Annotated in this window: 17 protein-coding genes; 13 read left to right on the top strand and 4 right to left on the bottom strand. The window is 63.4% G+C overall.

Features of this window, described 5'->3' with window-relative positions; translation table 11 throughout:
• Positions 1-157 precede the first annotated feature (157 nt).
• Both CO664_RS28655 and CO664_RS28650 read left to right on the top strand, forming a co-directional pair.
• Entirely contained in the window at positions 158-478 is a 321-nt protein-coding gene (locus CO664_RS28655; RefSeq protein WP_037388500.1) for a hypothetical protein, read from the top strand.
• Positions 479-581: 103 nt separating this feature from the next.
• Positions 582-755 (top strand): Flp family type IVb pilin, encoded by a 174-nt coding sequence (locus tag CO664_RS28650; protein WP_037426562.1) that lies wholly within the window; start codon positions 582-584, stop codon positions 753-755.
• Between the two features lie 44 nt (positions 756-799).
• On the opposite strand, the gene CO664_RS28645 is transcribed toward CO664_RS28650, so the two are convergent.
• Positions 800-1,699 carry a class I SAM-dependent methyltransferase gene (locus CO664_RS28645; RefSeq protein ID WP_097540652.1) on the bottom strand — a complete coding sequence of 300 codons (900 nt, stop codon included), beginning with the start codon at positions 1,697-1,699 and terminating at the stop codon, positions 800-802.
• Positions 1,700-1,757: 58 nt separating this feature from the next.
• Between CO664_RS28645 and CO664_RS28640 the strand changes: the two genes are divergently transcribed.
• The 4 genes from CO664_RS28640 to CO664_RS28625 all read left to right on the top strand — a co-directional run bounded on the left by CO664_RS28640 (position 1,758) and on the right by CO664_RS28625 (position 4,212).
• Positions 1,758-2,534, top strand: a complete 777-nt coding sequence (locus CO664_RS28640) for a ComF family protein (protein WP_234820068.1) — start codon at positions 1,758-1,760, stop codon at positions 2,532-2,534.
• 47 nt (positions 2,535-2,581) lie between these two features.
• Positions 2,582-2,839 carry a glutaredoxin 3 gene (grxC, locus tag CO664_RS28635; protein WP_037426574.1) on the top strand — a complete coding sequence of 86 codons (258 nt, stop codon included), beginning with the start codon at positions 2,582-2,584 and terminating at the stop codon, positions 2,837-2,839.
• 90 nt (positions 2,840-2,929) lie between these two features.
• Entirely contained in the window at positions 2,930-3,787 is an 858-nt protein-coding gene (locus tag CO664_RS28630; RefSeq protein ID WP_097540650.1) for a carbon-nitrogen hydrolase family protein, read from the top strand.
• Positions 3,784-4,212, top strand: a complete 429-nt coding sequence (locus CO664_RS28625) for a DUF1178 family protein (protein WP_037426566.1) — start codon at positions 3,784-3,786, stop codon at positions 4,210-4,212. Before CO664_RS28630 ends, CO664_RS28625 begins: the two co-directional genes overlap by 4 nt.
• Before the next feature lie 18 nt (positions 4,213-4,230).
• Here the strand turns inward: CO664_RS28625 and ubiG are convergent, their stop codons facing one another.
• Both ubiG and CO664_RS28615 read right to left on the bottom strand, forming a co-directional pair.
• Positions 4,231-4,977: a bifunctional 2-polyprenyl-6-hydroxyphenol methylase/3-demethylubiquinol 3-O-methyltransferase UbiG gene (gene ubiG, locus CO664_RS28620; protein WP_095678000.1), complete on the bottom strand. Its 747-nt coding sequence runs from the start codon at positions 4,975-4,977 to the stop codon at positions 4,231-4,233.
• 116 nt (positions 4,978-5,093) lie between these two features.
• The gene (locus tag CO664_RS28615; protein ID WP_037426586.1) at positions 5,094-5,639 is read right to left on the bottom strand and encodes a dihydrofolate reductase family protein; all 546 of its coding nucleotides are present in this window, start codon (positions 5,637-5,639) and stop codon (positions 5,094-5,096) included.
• 163 nt (positions 5,640-5,802) lie between these two features.
• On the opposite strand from CO664_RS28615, the gene CO664_RS28610 reads away from it, so the two are divergent.
• The 7 genes from CO664_RS28610 (at position 5,803) to clpB (ending at position 16,184) form a co-directional block, all read left to right on the top strand.
• Complete coding sequence (locus tag CO664_RS28610) at positions 5,803-6,324, top strand: class I SAM-dependent methyltransferase (RefSeq protein WP_097540649.1); 522 nt, start codon at positions 5,803-5,805, stop codon at positions 6,322-6,324.
• Positions 6,325-6,542: 218 nt separating this feature from the next.
• Positions 6,543-7,817 carry an aspartate kinase gene (locus CO664_RS28605; protein WP_037426588.1) on the top strand — a complete coding sequence of 425 codons (1,275 nt, stop codon included), beginning with the start codon at positions 6,543-6,545 and terminating at the stop codon, positions 7,815-7,817.
• A 92-nt stretch (positions 7,818-7,909) separates the two neighbouring features.
• Entirely contained in the window at positions 7,910-10,177 is a 2,268-nt protein-coding gene (gene ptsP / locus CO664_RS28600; RefSeq protein ID WP_037426591.1) for a phosphoenolpyruvate--protein phosphotransferase, read from the top strand.
• Positions 10,178-10,246: 69 nt separating this feature from the next.
• Positions 10,247-11,329, top strand: coding sequence for a peptide chain release factor 1 (gene prfA / locus CO664_RS28595; RefSeq protein WP_037426594.1), 1,083 nt, complete (start codon positions 10,247-10,249; stop codon positions 11,327-11,329).
• 7 nt (positions 11,330-11,336) lie between these two features.
• On the top strand, positions 11,337-12,233 hold the full coding sequence (gene prmC, locus CO664_RS28590) for a peptide chain release factor N(5)-glutamine methyltransferase (protein WP_097540648.1): 897 nt from the start codon (positions 11,337-11,339) through the stop codon (positions 12,231-12,233).
• Positions 12,234-12,548: 315 nt separating this feature from the next.
• Positions 12,549-13,190 (top strand): DUF4167 domain-containing protein, encoded by a 642-nt coding sequence (locus CO664_RS28585; RefSeq protein WP_037426600.1) that lies wholly within the window; start codon positions 12,549-12,551, stop codon positions 13,188-13,190.
• Positions 13,191-13,577: 387 nt separating this feature from the next.
• Complete coding sequence (gene clpB, locus CO664_RS28580) at positions 13,578-16,184, top strand: ATP-dependent chaperone ClpB (RefSeq protein ID WP_097540647.1); 2,607 nt, start codon at positions 13,578-13,580, stop codon at positions 16,182-16,184.
• Between the two features lie 78 nt (positions 16,185-16,262).
• Here the strand turns inward: clpB and CO664_RS28575 are convergent, their stop codons facing one another.
• Positions 16,263-18,218 (bottom strand): M23 family metallopeptidase, encoded by a 1,956-nt coding sequence (locus CO664_RS28575; protein ID WP_037426606.1) that lies wholly within the window; start codon positions 18,216-18,218, stop codon positions 16,263-16,265.
• Positions 18,219-18,555 lie beyond the last annotated feature (337 nt).

Here is an 18,555-nt window from a genome sequence, read left to right as displayed (position 1 = left end):
ATTTATTAATCAAAAGTTTATCACCCTCCTTCACAATCGAGCCTATCAGTTTCGGCGCGCCCCGATCATTGGCCGCGCCGGTTTCGGGCAGCTGTGGTGAGGTCGAAGCTTGGGAAGGGTGCTTCGCCCCGCTCTCTGAGGTGTTTGTGAGGCTGGAATGGTGGACGAGGATTTCTGGAGGACAGTTCAGGACAAGGATCTGGTGGCGAGCCAGTCCCGCCGGACGGGCGTGCTCAATCTGTCGCTGCTGTTCGGCACGGCAGTGATCGCGCTGACGCTGATCCTGACGCCAATGCTTTCATCGAAGGGCGACAAGCGGATGCTCGCAAACACGCCGATCGACTACGACAATATCTCCACCGGCTCGATTCCCTCCGGCGGCACGGCGAAGCGCTACACCGTGCGCCGCAGCGTGCTTCAGGAAATGCCGGGCGCCGTCTGCATCATCGATGCAAACGGCAGCAGGAGCGGGTGCTGATTCGAGCGAATACGCGCAAGCCCCGCGTCTTTCGCTGCCATTGACCATAGGACGGTTGGGAGCTCCTCGAGGACCTCGCCGCCGTCATGGGGCCGGAGGACGCATGGACAAGCTGAGATCTCTCCTTCGCAGCCGAGACGGTGCGACCGTCGTGGAGTATGGTCTCATCGCGGCCCTGATTTCCGTCGCCCTTCTCCTCGGCTTTCAGAACTTTTCCAACGAATTGCTGAATGTGCTGAACTTGATCGCCGATGCGATGGAAGACTCCTGGACATAGTCCCAGTCCGGGCGATACCGGCACGAGTTGGGCAAAATGCCCTGTCAGGACTGCTTCCCCGAACCCTTCAGTGCGTGTTCGCTCACCCCGAGCGCATCCGACAGCCTCTGCTTGGCCGAGCCGGGCTTCAGCGGTTTCTGCTGGCTCTCATGCGGCGCCCAGCCCGAGACATAGATGATCGAAAAGGTCGCGCGAACCCGGCCGTCCGGATCGGAGAACCGTTCCGCATAGATCTCGGCCGCTCTCAGGAAGAAGCGGCGCGGCACCGGCCGGCGGCTTCTGGCCTTAAGCGGGTTGGTCATGCCCATTGCCCGCAAATCCTTGAGAAGCCCGAAGAGCGAATCGTAGCGAACCGTGTAGGTTTCCGCGTCGGCGACCGGCAGGGCAAAACCCGCGCGCTGCAGAAGCCCGCCCATGTCGCGCACGTCGGCGAAGGGCACGACCCTTGGGCTCGCTCCGCCGGCCAGTTCCGCTTCCGCCGAAAGCAGGCATTCGCGAAGCTCCTGCAACGTGCCGCTGCCGGGAATCGCGGCAAGGAAGAGCCCGTCCGGCTTGAGGGCGCGGCGCGCCTGGATGAAGACGCCGGGCGTATCGTTGGTCAGATGCAGCGACAGCGGCGACACCAACAGATTGACAGTTTGCGCTTCCGCCGGGATGCGCTCGAGGGGGGCAATGGTAACCGGAGCATGGGGCGAGCCGAAGCCTTCGTCGGTTTCCACTCGCTCGATAGTGCCGACCTTTCCCGTTTCGGCGAGGCGGGCGGCGGCGGCGCCGGTGTAGCCGTGCAATTCCATGGCTCTGTCGAAATACCGGTCGACGACACTGACGCGATCTGCCAGTTCCTGCGCCACGATATCAAGAAGGAAGGTCGCTTTCGGGTCCGCCCGGCGCAGCGCTTTGCGGCGGTGCGCCTCGACGAGGCTCTGGTCAAAGACGATTTCCACGATACTCTCTCCGAAATCACGGATGCAAAGAAACCCTGAAGGGGACAAAGTCAACCTTATGGAACGGGACGGTTGGAGAAATCGGGCGAAGCGCTGGAGAGCGCTGTTTCAAACGTTCGGCGGGGCGGCGGTCAATCTGGTCTTCCCGCCCGTCTGCTGCGGTTGCGGTCGGCTGACCGGCGATGCGCATGCCGTCTGCCCCTCCTGCTGGGCGGAGCTGTGCCTGATCGAGCGACCCTATTGCGAAATCCTCGGCTCGCCCTTCGCCTTCGATCCCGGCCCGGGGGCCGTTTCGCCACAGGCGATTGCCAATCCGCCGCCCTTCCATCGGTTGCGTTCCGTGTCTCTTCTCGAGGGAATTGCCCGCGATCTGGTGCATGGGCTGAAGTATCGCGACCGCACCGATCTCGCGCGGATGATGGCTGAATGGATGGTCCGGGCCAGCGACGGCGCCGTCGGGGCGGCCGATATAATCGTGCCGGTGCCGCTCCACGCATTTCGGCTTTGGCGGCGAAAGTTCAACCAGTCGGCGGAACTGGCGCGCTGTGTCTCCGAACGGGCCGGCAAGCCCTATCGTCCCGAAGTGCTTCGCCGTGTCAGGCGCACGCGCCGGCAGGTCGGGCTCGGGGCGCGGGCACGCGAGGAGAATGTCCGCGGCGCCTTTGCCGTACCCGAGAGCGCCAAATCCTCGCTCGTGGGGAAACGCATCGTCCTCGTTGACGACGTCTACACGACCGGCGCAACGGTTTCCGCCGCGACCCGCGCGCTGAGACGCGCCGGAGCCGCGGAGGTCACGGTTTTGACCTTTGCAATGGCGTTGCCCGAGCCTATATGACGAAAAAACGGCCGGCGCTGGTGCCGGCGAAGGAGCAGTTCGAAACCATGGCTTCGGTCGTCATTTATACGCGTCAGTTCTGTGGCTATTGCACAAGAGCGAAGAAACTTCTGGAGAGCAAGGGCGTCGATTTCGTCGAGCACGACGCGACCTATGACCCGGCGCTTCGCCAGACGATGATCGAAAAGTCCAATGGCGGGAGGACCTTTCCGCAGATCTTCATCAACGACGTCCCGGTCGGCGGCTGCGATGATCTGCATGCACTCGATCGGGCCGGCAAGCTCGACGAGATGCTCGCCGCTTGAGTTAAGGCGAAGCGCACAGTATCGCACGAAAGCTCAAAGGAATGGTCCGGGTCGGGTAGACCCCACGCTCTGGCTTGGGAGAAAAGGGCAATGAGTTTCAAGGCTGCAACCGTCCAGATGTGCTCCGGCGTCGATCCGGCGAGGAACGTCGAAACGATGGTCAGGCTGGTGCGCCAAGCCGCATCGCAGGGCGCCAGCTATATTCAGACGCCTGAAATGACCGGGGCCATCCAGCGCGACCGGGCGGGGCTGCGTTCGGTAATTAAAGACGAAGCCGACGATCTCGTCTTTGAGGAGGCGGCGCGTCTTGCCGGCGAACTCGGGGTCTATCTCCATGTCGGCTCCACCCCGATCGCGCTTCCGGACGGCAAGGTCGCCAATCGCGGCTTCCTGTTCGGGCCGGATGGCAAGAAGATCTGCGACTACGACAAGATCCACATGTTCGATGTCGACCTCGACAATGGCGAAAGCTGGCGCGAGAGCGCCGTCTATCGGCCGGGCGCCACGGCGCGCATGGTCGATCTACCCTTCGGCAAGCTGGGTTTTGCGATCTGCTACGACGTCCGCTTTCCGGAGCTCTTCCGCCAGCAGGCGGTGGCCGGCGCGGAGATCATGTCGGTGCCGGCGGCGTTCACCCGTCAGACCGGCGAGGCGCATTGGGAAATTCTGCTGAGGGCTCGCGCCATCGAGAACGGGCTTTTCGTCATTGCCGCTGCCCAGGCCGGGCAGCACGAGGACGGACGGGAGACCTTCGGACATTCGATGATCGTAGATCCCTGGGGCAGGGTGCTTGCCCAGGCCGGCCCGGCCGGTGAGGCGGTCCTTATCGCGGAAATCGACGTGGCGGCGGTCAGCGGCGCGCGAGCGCGCATACCCAATCTCAGGAACGCCCGCGATTTCGTGCTCGATCAAGTGGTCCCGGCTGGGAAAGGAGGCGTTGCAGCTTGATCCGCTACAATTTGTCCTGCGACAATGGCCATGGATTCGAAGGCTGGTTCTCGTCGAGCGGCGACTTCGACCGGCAGGCCAAAGCTCATCTCGTCACCTGCCCCACCTGTGGTTCCGGCTCGGTCAGCAAGCAGTTGATGGCGCCAACCGTCTCCACCGCCCGCAAGAGGGAAGCCCGGCAGGCCCTCGTCATGGACCAGGCGCAGAAGGAGACGATCGCCAAGCTTCGTGAAATGGTCAAGACGATCCGCGCCAACGCCGAAGATGTCGGCGAGCGCTTTCCCGAGGAGGCCCGCAAGATCCACTATGGCGAGGCCGACCAGCGCGGCTTGATCGGCAAGGCGACCGCGGAAGAGGCGACCGCGCTGCTCGAGGAAGGCATTGAGATCGCGCCGCTGCCAGTGCTTCCGGACGACACGAACTGAGCGGCCCGGCCGGCGTTCTCAAATCGGCCGTTTGGCGACGATCATGTAGTTGACGTCCATGTCCTTCGACAGGTTCCATTGATTGGCAAGCGGGTTGAAGAACACGCCGGTGTGGTCGGCGACCTCCATGCCGCTCGCTTCGAGCGGCTTTTCGAGTTCTTCCGGGCGGACCAGCTTGTCGTATTGATGGGTGCCGCGCGGCAGCCAGCGCAGCACGTTCTCGGCGGCGAAGATTGCGAGGGCAGCGGCCTTCAGGGTGCGGTTGATGGTGGCGACGAACATCAGGCCGCCGGGCCGCACCATATGGGCGCAGGTGGTCATGAAGAAGTCGACATCGGCGACATGCTCGACGACTTCCATGTTGAGGACGATATCGAAGCTCTCGCCAGCCTCGGCCAAAGCCTCGGCGGTCACGGCGCGGTAGTCGACGTTGACGCCGCTGCCCGCCGCATGCGCCTTGGCGATGCCGATATTCTTTTCAGAAGCGTCCGCACCGAGAACATCCGCGCCCATGCGCGCCATCGGCTCGGACAACAGCCCGCCGCCGCAGCCGATATCGAGAAGGCGCAGGCCTTTCAGCGGCTGCGGGCTCTTCGGATCCCGGTCGAACTGTTCGCACACTTTGTCGCGGATATAGGCGAGGCGCACGGGGTTGAACTTGTGCAGCGGCCGGAACTTGCCGGTCGGATCCCACCATTCGGCCGCCATTGCCGAGAAACGGTCCACCTCGCTCTGGTCGATCGTCGTGCGTGCCGTCTCGCTCATCGGAGCCTCCTCGCGTATCGGGTCCGGGCAGAAACGTCGCGCCCGAAATCCGCCCTGTCGAAAGGTGAAGTCGGACGATCGACGGGCGATGTCAAGGGGCGGCTTTGCAAACCGCCTCAAGCCTTGGCGGGCTGATAGTGCAGGATGACGACGCCGGATTTTAGCGGGCGGACATGGGTGAGGTCCAGCTTGGTGCGCTCAGGGATGTTCTGGAAGAGCGGAGTGCCTTTGCCGAGGAGCACCGGATTGATGCCGAGACGGTATTCGTCGACCAGTCCACGGGCGGTCAGGGTGGCGGCAAAGTCGGCGCTGCCGAAGATGAAGATCGTGCCGCCGTCGCGCTGCTTCAGGCGCTCGACCTCGGCGACGGCGTCGCCGGAGACGAGTGTCGTGTTGTTCCACTCGGCGCTCGTCAGCGTCTTCGAGAAAACGTACTTTTCCGCCCCGTTCATGAAAGTGGCGATGTTGCCCTCGGCCGAGGGCCAATAGGCGGCCATCATCTCGTAGGTGACGCGTCCGAAGAGCAGCGTACCGGCTTCCAACTGCGTCTCGCCGATATAGGCGGCAAGCTCGTCCTCGAAGACGAACCAGTCGATGTCATGCCCCGGCGCCTCGAAGAAGCCGTCGACACTGACCATGTCCCACATGATGACCTTGCGCATTGCCCTTCCTCCCGTTGAACGTCGCCGCCTGACTTTCGCTCAGGTCGGAGAATGACGAAACTGCAGCAAGTTTGCAAGTGGTGCTAATATTGAAGCATTGCGATCGCAGATGATTGCTGCCAACTTAGAGAGCAGGAATCCGGCGTGAGACGGTGGTGAGGCGATGAGAGATCGGATCGGCTGGGCGGTAGAGATGCTTGCGCCCGAGGCATCCGAGTGCATTCTCGAGATCGGCTGCGGTCACGGCTTGGCGGCGACGATGGTGTGCGACCGGCTCGTCGACGGTCGGTTGCTTGCGATCGACCGTTCGGCGGCAATGATCGAGGCCGCGCGGCGGCGAAATGCCGCCTTCGTCGCCGACGGGCGAGCCGAGTTCGTGGTCGCGGAACTCGCACGGGCCGAGTTTGGCAGCGCCGTATTCGACAAGGCTTTTGCTCTGCGCGTCGGCATTTTCGCGCGCGGCAATTCGGAGCGCGAGCTTGCCGTCCTAGCCAGGCACTTGTCGCCGTTCGGACGGCTCTTTCTCTTTCACGACGAACCCTCGCGCACTGCCAACGATCTCGTGCCGCGTCTCGAAGCGGGTGTGTGCCGCAGCGGCTGGATGGTGGAGGCGCGGGCGACGCATCGGGTTCGCGGTTGCGACGTCGCCTGCGTCGTGGCGAGACACCCGGATTTCGCCGCCTGACGTCCGGCCAGATCCTGGAAACCTGCCCCCGACGCTCAAGTCTTCCTCCACCCTCCCATTGCACGCCGCCCGCTGATCCGCTAAGAGACGCCGCGACTTTCCGCTCCCCGCAGCGGTGGCTGGCCGATGTCCGAGAAGTCTCTGCTTTTTGATCGTCAGGCGCCGGCGGGAGTGCTGTCGGGCGCAGGCGCGAAACATGTTGGTACGGTAGAGGCGAAATGGCACGCATCGTGATGAAATTCGGCGGGACTTCCGTCGCAGATTTGAACCGCATCCACAATGTCGCCCGCCATGTAAAACGCGAAGTCGATGCCGGCCACGAGGTCGCCGTCGTCGTTTCCGCGATGTCCGGCAAGACCAACGAGCTGGTCGGCTGGGTCGAGAACATGCCGAAGGTGGCGGGCTCGAATGCGCCGTTCTACGATGCGCGCGAATATGACGCGGTGGTCGCCTCCGGCGAGCAGGTGACCTCCGGACTGCTGGCGATCGCCCTGCAGTCGATGGGCATCAACGCCCGCTCCTGGCAGGGCTGGCAGCTGCCGGTCAAGACCGACAACGCCCATGGTGCGGCCCGCATCCTCGACATCGACGGCGCCGATATCATCCGCCGCATGGGCGAGGGTCAGGTGGCGGTCGTTGCCGGCTTCCAGGGGCTCGGCCCCGACAATCGCGTCGCGACCCTCGGCCGCGGCGGCTCCGACACCTCCGCCGTCGCCATCGCCGCTGCCGTCAAGGCCGACCGCTGCGACATCTACACCGACGTTGATGGCGTCTACACGACCGATCCGCGCATCGAGCCAAAGGCGCGGCGATTGAAGAAGATCGCCTTCGAGGAAATGCTGGAAATGGCTTCCCTCGGCGCCAAGGTCCTGCAGGTGCGCTCGGTCGAGCTCGCCATGGTGCACAAGGTGCGTACCTTCGTACGCTCGTCTTTCGAGGATCCCGATGCGCCGGGCATGGGTGACCTTCTGAACCCGCCCGGAACGCTGATTTGTGATGAGGATGAGATCGTGGAACAGGAAGTCGTAACCGGCATCGCCTATGCCAAGGATGAAGCCCAGATCTCGCTGCGGCGCTTGGCCGACCGGCCGGGCGTTTCCGCGGCGATCTTCGGCCCACTCGCCGAAGCCCATATCAACGTCGATATGATCGTCCAGAACATTTCCGAAGACGGCTCCAAGACGGACATGACCTTCACGGTCCCGTCCGGCGACGTCAACAAGGCGCTGAAGGTGCTCTCCGACAACAAGGAGAAGATCGGCTACGACGTCGCGCAATCGGAATCCGGCCTCGTCAAGGTTTCGGTCATCGGCATCGGCATGCGCAGCCATGCGGGTGTCGCCGCCTCTGCCTTCCGAGCGCTCGCCGAGAAGGGCATCAACATCAAGGCGATCACCACCTCCGAGATCAAGATTTCCATCCTGATCGACGGTCCATACGCGGAATTGGCGGTTCGCACTTTGCATTCCGCCTACGGTCTCGATAAGAGTTAGACAGCAGGCATTCGATTGGGGATTCGCGGCCGCCAGGGCCCGCGCCTCCCGTCACGTGCCGTCGTATATTCTTATTCGGGAGACCCTACGCGATGAGAGACCTTTCCGCGGGTCCGCGCGTTCTCCTCAAGCGGTTGCGCGAGCTCATGGCGGAACCGCTCGAGCCGCAGGAGCGCCTTGACCGTATCGTGCGCCAGATCGCGCAGAACATGGTCGCGGAAGTGTGCTCCGTCTATGTGCTGCGCTCCGACGGCATTCTCGAGCTTTACGCGACCGAAGGTCTGAACAAGACCGCGGTGCACTTGGCACAACTGAAGATGGGCCAGGGTCTCGTCGGCACGATCGCCGCCTCGGCGCGCCCGCTCAATCTCTCCGACGCGCAGGCGCATCCGGCCTTCACCTATCTCCCCGAGACCGGCGAAGAGATCTACCACTCCTTCCTTGGCGTGCCGATCCTGCGCACCGGGCGCGCGCTCGGCGTTCTGGTCGTGCAGAACAAGGCGATGCGCAACTATCGCGAGGACGAGGTCGAGGCGCTCGAGACGACCGCCATGGTGCTCGCCGAGATGGTCGCGACCGGCGAGCTCAAGAAGATCACCAAACCCGGACTTGAGCTGGACCTTTCGCGCCCCGTTGCGATCGAGGGCAACAGCTATGGCGAAGGCATCGGCCTTGGCTATGTGGTGCTGCACGAGCCGAGGATCGTCGTCACCAACCTGCTCAACGAGGATACGGAGCACGAACTGCAGCGCCTCGCCGAGGCGCTGGGGTCGCTGCGCATCTCGATCGACGACATGCTGTCGCGGCGCGACGTGTCGATGGAAGGCGAGCACCGGGCGGTGCTCGAGACCTACCGCATGTTCGCGCACGATCGTGGTTGGGTGAGAAAGCTCGAGGAAGCGATCCGCAACGGCCTGACGGCCGAGGCGGCGGTCGAGAGAGTGCAAAGCGAGACGAAGGCAAGGATGATCCGGCTGACGGATCCCTATCTGCGCGAGCGGATGCATGACTTCGACGATCTCGCCAACCGCCTGCTGCGCCAGCTCTCCGGCTACGGCGCCAAGCTTTCCGCCGCCGATTTCCCGAGCGACGCGATCATCGTCGCGCGCGCCATGGGCGCGGCGGAACTGCTCGATTATCCGCGCGAGAACGTCCGCGGCCTCGTCCTGGAAGAGGGTGCGGTCACCAGCCATGTGGTGATCGTCGCGCGCGCCATGGGCATTCCGGTCGTGGGGCAGGCAGCAGGAGCGGTGGCGCTTGCCGAAAACCGCGACGCGATCATCGTCGATGGCGATGACGCTAAAGTGCACCTGCGCCCGGTCGCCGACCTGCAGCGCTCCTACGAGGAAAAGGTGCGCTTCCGCGCCCGCCGCCAGGCGCAGTTCAGGGCGCTGAAAGACGTCGAGCCGCTGACGAAGGACGGCAAGCGCATTACGCTGCAGATGAATGCCGGGCTCCTGGTCGATCTACCGCATTTGAACGAAGCGGGCGCCGAAGGCATCGGCCTCTTCCGCACCGAACTGCAGTTCATGATCGCCTCCACCATGCCGAAGGCGGAGGAACAGGAAGCGTTCTACCGCAACGTCTTGAAGCAGACGGGCGGCAAACCGGTAACCTTCCGCACGCTGGACATTGGCGGTGACAAGGTCGTGCCCTATTTCCGCGCGGCGGAAGAGGAAAATCCGGCGCTCGGCTGGCGCGCCATCCGGCTGTCGCTCGACCGGCCGGGCCTGCTGCGGACCCAGTTCCGAGCGATGCTGCGCGCGGCTGCCGGCGCCGAGTTCAAGCTGATGCTGCCGATGGTGACCGAGGTGTCGGAACTCAAGGTGGCGCGCGAGCTCCTGCAGAAGGAGATCGAGCGGCAGTCGAAACTCGGAGAGCAATTGCCGCGCAAGCTGCAGTTCGGGGCGATGCTCGAGGTGCCGGCTCTGCTCTGGCAGCTTGACGAACTCATGGCCGAGGTGGATTTCGTCTCGGTCGGCTCGAACGATCTCTTCCAGTTCGCCATGGCGGTCGATCGCGGCAATGCCCGCGTTTCCGACCGTTTCGACATTCTCGGTCGGCCGTTCCTGAGAATGTTGCGCGACATCGTGCGCGCCGGCGAACGCAACGACACGCCGGTGACGCTCTGCGGCGAGATGGCGAGCAAGCCGCTTTCGGCCATGGCACTGCTCGGTATCGGCTTCCGCTCGGTATCCATGGCCTCGACTGCCGTCGGGCCTGTCAAGGCCATGCTGCTGGCACTCGACGCCGACAAGCTGGCCGAAGTCCTCAATGCCGCCCTGGACGATACAAAATCCGAAACGCCGATCCGCCAGCTTCTGGTGGATTTCGCGGCGGCGAACGGCATACCGGTATAGATTGATCGAAAGCGTCTTCATCCTCGTCCGAACCGGGTTCGGGCGAGGCGGACGTGTTTGGAGTGAAACTTGGCAAAGCTTCCTGTTGAAAAGATGCGCGAGCTCGAACGGCGTTTCGCGGAGATCGAGGCGCGCATGTCCGCAGGCCCCGCGGCCGACGTCTATGTGAAGCTCGCATCGGAATATTCCGAGCTCCAGCCGGTCGTGACGAAAATCCGCGTCTACGAGAAGGCGGTCGCCGAGCTTGCCGATATCGAGGCCATGCTCGCCGACCGGGCGACGGACAAGGAGATGCGCGACCTCGCGGAAATGGAAAAGCCCGAGGTGGAGGAGCGGATCGAAGCGCTCGAAGAGGAGATCCAGATCCTGCTCCTGCCGAAGGATGCGGCCGACGAAAAAAGCGCCATCCTCGAAATCCGCGCCGGCACGGGCGGGTCGGAAGCGGCGCTCTTTGCCGGCGATCTGTTCCGCATGTACGAGCGCTACGCTGCGGCCAAGGGCTGGCGGGTCGAGGTGCTCTCGGCGAGCGAGGGCGAGGCCGGCGGCTACAAGGAAATCATCGCGACGGTTTCCGGGCGCGGCGTGTTCTCGCGGCTGAAATTCGAGTCCGGCGTCCACCGGGTGCAGCGCGTACCCGAAACGGAAGCGAGCGGCCGCATCCACACCTCTGCGGCGACCGTCGCCGTTCTGCCGGAGGCAGAGGAGATCGATATCGAAATCCGCCCCGAGGATATCCGTATCGACACGATGCGCTCTTCGGGAGCGGGCGGCCAGCACGTCAACACCACGGATTCGGCAGTCCGCATCACCCACCTGCCCACCGGCCTCGTCGTCACCAGCTCGGAAAAGTCGCAGCACCAGAACCGCGCCAAGGCGATGCAGGTGCTGCGTTCCCGGCTCTTCGACATGGAGCGCCAGCGCGCCGACAGCGAAAGGTCGGCCGACCGCAAGAGCCAAGTGGGGTCCGGCGACCGTTCGGAGCGTATCCGCACCTACAACTTCCCGCAGGGCCGCCTGACCGACCACCGTATCAATCTGACGCTCTACAAGCTCGACCGGATGATGGAGGGTGAGATCGACGAGGTCGTCGACGCCTTGCTTGCGGACCACCAGGCAAGCCAGCTCGCCCTGCTCGGCGAACGGCAGAATTGAGCCGGGGATGCGCGAGACATTGGACAGGCTGCTTTCCGAGAGCCGCGATCGGTTGAGGGCCGCCGGCATCGAACATGCGGCGGTCGATGCCAGGCACCTGATTTCCGGTCTACTCGGCCTGTCGCTCGCCGGCTTTATGGCAAGGGGAGGCGAGCCGGTCAGCCCAGAAGATGCAGCGCGTATCCGCGCGGCGATCGACCGCCGGATGGCACGCGAGCCGGTCTACCGCATTCTTGGCGAGCGCGAGTTTCATGGATTGGCCCTGTCGCTTTCGAGGGAAACGCTGGAGCCGCGGCCGGACACCGAAACGCTTGTCGACTGCCTGATCCCCCATGTGCGCCGCATAGCCGCGGGCAAGGGACACTGCCGGCTCATAGACCTTGGAACCGGCACCGGTGCCATTTGCCTCGCGCTTCTCGCCGGGGTACTTGAAGCGCGCGGCACCGGTACCGATATATCGGAAGACGCCTTGGCGACGGCACGCGAAAACGCGAAGAGGAACGGGCTCGCCGAACGCTTCCTGACGCTTAGGAGCGATTGGTTCGAGGCAGTGGAAGGGCGGTTCGACGTCATTGTCTCAAATCCGCCGTATATCCGGTCCACTGTCATAGATGAGCTTGAGCCGGAGGTCAGAAACCATGATCCGGCTGCCGCCCTGGATGGCGGAATTGACGGGCTTGACGCTTACCGTGCCATCGCTCAACACGCCGGCCGCCATCTCGAAGCGGACGGAGTTGTAGGCTTGGAAATCGGTTTCGATCAGAAGCAGGCAGTTACGGCGCTGTTCCAAGCGCAGAGCTTCCGCCTGCTTGAGAGCCGCAAGGATCTCGGCGGCAACGACCGGGTCCTGATATTCGGGCAGGACGTCAAAGGCAGCATCACCGTTGAAAAAATGCTGCACTAGCGCCCTCTTTTCTGGATGAGCAAAGAAAGGGCTTGGAATCGCCAAGGAAGCGGGCTAGTTTCTGGCCGCGCACTGGGCAGAGGTCATGGACCAGAGATTCGTTCCAGTATGACCTGGCCACGGGGATTGCTCTCAAGAAAGAGTTGCTAGGGTTCAACAGTGCCTTGTGCGGGTACCTGTTAATTTGACGTCAGCCGGCGCCGGGACCGCGAACAGGCGGTCTGCCGTGGCGCGTGTTTTCTCGGGCGCGGACAATCCGGCCGGGATACGGAACCATATGATTATCATCAGCAAGAAAATTCAGGTGAATGGACGATGAGGCCAGGACAGCAGAACAAGCGCGGCCGTGGGCGGAATAACAACAACGGAAGCAATAACAACAATAACAACCGCAAGGGATCCAATCCCTTGACGCGGACGTACGACAGCTCCGGCCCGGATGTGAAAATTCGCGGTACCGCCCAGCATATTGCGGAAAAATACGCCGCGCTTGCCCGCGACGCCCAGAGCGCCGGCGACCGTGTCATGGCAGAAAACTACCTGCAGCATGCCGAGCACTACAACCGCATCATTGCGGCGGCACAGGCGCAGATGCAGGATCGCTTCCAGCGCGAAGAGCGCCAGGACTATCAGGACCGCGACCTCGACCGCGATCAGGACGATCTGGATCAGGTCTATGCCGAGCCGGCACCGGCCGCCGCAGCACCCGCCCAGGCGCCTGCTCCCAGCGAGCCGCAGCCGGTTATCGACGGTTCCGGCCCGCAGCCGGTGATCGAAGGCATGCCTGCCGAAGTGGCGATGGAGGAGGAGACGTCGGTGGCGTCTTCCGGCCGCACCGGCTCGCGGCGCCGCAGTGCCTCCCGCCCGCGTCGCCAGCCGCGCCGCAATGCAGGAGACGAGCCCGCGGCTGAAGGACAGCCTGGCGGCGACGCCCCGGTCCTGGCGGCATCGGAATAGCGCCAGAAATACGAGATTTCCCTATCTGAAAGCCCGGCCGGACGGCCGGGCTTTTTGCATCGGTTAAATGCCAGCTCGCGAGCCCGGCGGCTCCGCAGGCCTTCGCCATGCACCGGAAAGATTCGCGGAACGCCGCTTTCCGATGCCCTTTAATTTCCGAAAATATCGCCCCATATTCGCTTCGAAGACTTGGACCCCCGCAACGCTGGGACGAGCCGTCACTACAGCGCCGCACGTCGTATTGGACGCGCAAAGATCGCTGTAGCACCTTAAATCGAAAGCGATTTAAGGAGACATGTAGTAGCGGGCTTGCCGAATGCGGGAGCCTGATCCTGAAACGCCGGCCAGTGCCACAACGATGGGCTCGCCGGATCATGGAGGTAAGACATGAATATCGAGAAGTATTCCGAGCGGGTACGCGGCTTCCTGCAATCGGCGCAGACCCATGCGTTGGCCGAAGGGCACCAGCAATTCACGCCGGAGCATGTCCTCAAGGTATTGCTCGACGACGATCAGGGCATGGCCGCATCGCTCGTCGAACGCGCCGGAGGCGATGTGCGCGAGGCAAGGGCGGGCACGGCCGCGGCGCTGGCGAAGCTTCCGAAAGTCACAGGCGGCAGCGGTTCCGTCTACCTGTCGCAGCCGCTCGCCAAGGTTTTCACCGCCGCGGAAGAGGCGGCGAAGAAGGTCGGCGACAGTTTTGTAACCGTCGAGCGCCTGCTGCTGGCGCTGGCGATGGAAAGCTCGGCCGCGACCGCCGCCATCCTTACGAAAGCCGGCGTAACGCCGACGAAACTCAACCAGGTCATCAATGAAATCCGCAAGGGCCGGACGGCCGACACCGCCAATGCCGAGCAGGGCTTCGATTCCCTGAAGAAATACGCGCGCGACCTCACCGAGGAGGCACGCGACGGCAAGCTCGATCCGGTGATCGGCCGCGACGACGAAATCCGTCGCACGATCCAGGTGCTGTCGCGCCGCACCAAGAACAATCCGGTGCTGATCGGCGAGCCGGGAGTCGGCAAGACCGCGATCGCCGAGGGCCTGGCGCTTCGTATCGTCAATGGCGACGTACCGGAAAGCCTCAAGGACAAGCGGCTGATGGCCCTCGACATGGGCGCGCTGATTGCCGGTGCGAAGTACCGCGGCGAGTTCGAGGAGCGGCTGAAGGCCGTGCTCAACGAGGTGCGCTCGGAAGAGGGCGAGATCATCCTCTTCATCGACGAGATGCATACGCTGGTCGGCGCCGGCAAGGCGGACGGGGCGATGGACGCTTCGAACCTCCTGAAGCCTGCGCTGGCACGTGGCGAGCTGCACTGCGTCGGCGCGACCACGCTTGACGAGTACCGCAAGCATGTCGAAAAGGATGCGGCGCTTGCCCGCCGGTTCCAGCCGGTGTTCGTCGAGGAGCCGACGGTCGAGGACACGATCTCGATCCTGCGCGGCCTCAAGGAAAAATACGAGCAGCACCACAAGGTGCGGATATCCGACTCCGCGCTGGTGGCCGCGGCGACGCTTTCCAACCGCTACATCACCGACCGTTTCCTGCCCGACAAGGCGATCGACCTCATGGACGAGGCGGCCTCGCGGCTCAGGATGCAGGTCGACTCCAAGCCGGAGGAGCTCGACGAACTCGACCGGCGTGTCATCCAGCTGAAGATCGAACGCGAAGCCCTGAAGAAGGAGACCGATGCTTCCTCGAAGGACCGCCTCGAGAAGCTTGAGCTCGACCTTGCGGCGCTTGAGGAACAGGCCGCGACCCTGACCGCCCGTTGGCAGGCGGAAAAGCAGAAGCTTGGCCGGGCGGCGGACCTCAAGAAGCAGCTTGACGAGGCGCGCAACGAACTCCAGATCGTCCAGCGGAAGGGTGAATTCCAGCGGGCAGGCGAGCTTGCCTATGGCGTCATCCCGAATCTCGAGAAGGAGCTTGCCGAGGCCGAGAGCCAGGACGGCTCGAGCGCCAATGCCATGGTGCAGGAGGTGGTCACTCCCGACAACATCGCCCATGTCGTCTCGCGCTGGACCGGCATTCCGGTCGATAAGATGCTCGAGGGCGAGCGCGAAAAGCTGCTGCGGATGGAAGACGAGCTGGCCAAATGGGTCGTAGGCCAAGGTGATGCCGTCCAGGCCGTGTCCCGCGCCGTCCGACGCGCCCGCGCGGGGCTCCAGGATCCGAACCGGCCGATCGGCTCGTTCATCTTCCTGGGGCCCACCGGCGTCGGCAAGACGGAGCTTACCAAGGCACTTGCCCGCTTCCTCTTCGACGACGAGACGGCGCTGATGCGGATCGACATGTCGGAATACATGGAGAAGCATTCGGTCGCCCGGTTGATCGGCGCACCCCCCGGCTATGTCGGCTATGAGGAGGGTGGTGCGCTCACCGAATCCGTCCGCCGTCGGCCCTATCAGGTCGTGCTGTTCGACGAGATCGAGAAGGCGCATCCGGATGTCTTCAACGTGCTCCTGCAGGTGCTCGACGACGGCCGCCTGACGGACGGTCAGGGCCGCACGGTCGACTTCAAGAACACGATGATCATCATGACCTCGAATCTCGGTGCCGAATACCTGACCGGCCTCGGTGAGAACGAGGACAGCGACGCCGTCCGCGACCAAGTCATGGAAGTGGTCAGAGCCGCCTTTAGGCCCGAATTCCTGAACCGGGTGGACGAGATCATCCTGTTCCACCGGCTGCGCCGCTCGGAGATGGGGGCGATCGTCGACATACAGCTCGAAAGGCTGCGCAAGCTGCTCGGCGAGCGGAAGATCACGCTGGAGCTCGAGGAGGAGGCGCGGGCCTTCCTTGCCGACAAGGGCTACGACCCGGCCTATGGTGCGCGGCCGCTGAAGCGGGCGATTCAGAAATATGTCCAGGACCCGCTGGCGGAAAAGATGCTGCAGGGCGAGTTCCCGGACGGATCGGCGATCAAGATCGTTGCGGGTTCCGACCGGCTGAACTTCAAGCGCGGCACGCCCGCGGCAAAGGAAGCCGCCTAAGCATCTCTCAAAATGCGAAAAGGCCGCCCGCAATAGGGCGGCCCCATTCGTGTCTCGTCTCCGTCCCTCGTGGAGACGCTACTGGCTTGCGACCTGGCTCGGATCGTCCTTGCCGAGAAGTTCGTCGATGCGCTCCCGCTCCTTCTCGAATTTTGCCAGCACCTCGCCGGAGAGCGACTTGCCGCCCGGCAGGCGGATGCGCAAGGGGTCCACCTTGTTGCCGTTGACGATCAGTTCGTAGTGGAGATGCGGGCCGGTCGACAGGCCGGTGGTGCCGACCCAGCCGATCACCTGGCCCTGCACGACCTTTGCGCCCGCCTTGACGTTCTTGGCGATGGCGCTCTGGTGATTATAGGACGAGACATAGCCATTGGCGTGGCGGATCAGCGTCTGGTTGCCATAGCCGCCCGAATCCCACCCGGCTTTTTCGACAACGCCGTTGCCGGCTGCGATGATCGGCGTGCCGCGCGGCGCCGACCAGTCGACGCCCGTGTGCATTCGCGAGAAACCGAGGATCGGGTGGCGGCGCATGCCGAAGCCGGACCGGAAGTGGCCGTTCGGAACCGGATTGCGCAACAGGAACTGGCGGATGCTCTTGCCGGCCTCGTCGAAATAATCGATCGAATTGTCGTCCGGATCGTGGAAGCGGTAGAACCGCGTCTCGGCATCCCCGAATTTGGCATCGACATAGAGAAGTTCGGACTCTTCCGTCGCCTGCCCGCTTTCATCGGTGACCGAGAAGAAGGCTTCCAGCGAATCCGTCGGCTTGAGCTGTGCCTGGAAATCGACATTGCTCGCCAGCAGCTTGACAATCAGCGAGATCATCTCGGCATTCATGCCGTAGGAGAGGGCGGCCCGATAGATGCCGTCATAGACGCGCGGCAGATCGTGACCGCTGGTGATCACCGGCGTTCCGGTATCGTCGAAGGCGGTGGCGACGGCATCGAGCTTCGGAGGCTCGGCTCCGGGCACGAAACGGCCGCGATCGTCGACGGCCATCGTCAGCACGTGCCGGTTGCGCGAATAGACCGTCGCCCGCACGATCCTTGCTTCTTCGCCTTTCTGGATGATGCCGATGCGCAGGACGTCGCCCGCGCCAAGCTCCTTCGCCCCGAGCGCCGTCTCGATATATCCGGCCGCGTCGTCGGCCTGGGCCCTGGCATAGCCTGCATTCACGAGCACCGTGGCGATCGGCGTGGCGCGCCGGACCGGGATGACGTCGTCGGCATATTCCGTGCTCTGCTCAGTGATGGTCTCGTGGGTCGAGACGGTCATGTTTTCTTCGACGATCCGGGCCGACAAGCCCTGGATCAGGTCGAGGTTGTTCGCGTCGGAAGCAAACCGCTGCGGGTCGACATAGAAGAGGGAGGCGACCTGGGTGTTGCCCTCCGTCAGCACGGAGCCGTTGGTGCGGACATTTTCTTCGACCTCGTCGAGCGACATCGACGGGGCGAAACTGAAACCGGATCCCTTCAGTGGAAAATTCACGGTCTTCAGCGCCACTTCGGATTCCACGTCCGAGCCGTAGATGGTCCCGGTTTTCGCCGGCGGCGGTTCGGCTTCTGCCTCGTCGGTCGAGAAGATCGCCAGCGGGTCGAAGGCGGGATAGTCCTCGGAAGCCTGATGGTTGGCGGCAAGCGCCATCTTCACGTGAACGAAAGGCTGGCGGCGGACCACTTCCTTCTCGCCGTCATGGATCATCGTCGAGACTTCCATGACCGTCTTGTCTGCCGGCTTGGCGACGATGTTGGGCGAAAGAATCCGGTTGCCGCGTTTGGCGGCACTGATCGGCGCTGCGCCGGGCGCGGCGGGATCGACCGCCGCGAAAGCTTCCGCCGGGATCGCCAATTGCTGGCGACCGTCAAGCGCGGCGAAAAGCGCCACTCCCATCAAGAGGCTCGAGGTAATGCCGGTCAGGAACGTGCCCGACAGCCAGCGCATGGAGATTTCGCGCCTGTCCGGCGCGCGGCGTCCATCCGCAAGGATCGGCGGTTGATCGCCGAGCGACCGCAGCATGTTCCTGTTGCTGATCATGCCAAACTGGAGGTCCCCGATTGCTCTTGCCGTATTCTTAACGTCGATACGTTGCGCGAAAGATGTGCATGTTCCGCACACCGAAGTCAAATCGCCGGCTGGAGGCCCCGCGTCGCGTGCCTAAACGCCGATGACGCTTAGATCGGTCGATTGTGAAAAAGTGAGGGCAAGAGGGTTTTCCACAGGCGGCGATCATGCTGGCAGAACAACTCGGTAAGCCGCAAAGGCCTGAGTTCTCGGGCGTTGTCAGAAAACTGTCATTTTTTTAAAAATGTCTGTTGACGTGTCTGAGGTGTGGGGTCTATAAGCCCGATCACTGACGAGGGCGGCGGCGCTG

This window comes from Sinorhizobium sp. NG07B, assembly GCF_002532005.1.
In the GTDB taxonomy this organism is placed as follows: Bacteria; Pseudomonadota; Alphaproteobacteria; order Rhizobiales; family Rhizobiaceae; genus Sinorhizobium; species Sinorhizobium fredii_C.
The sequence above is the reverse complement of the archived record's forward strand: the minus strand, read 5'-3'. Positions and strand labels throughout refer to the sequence as shown.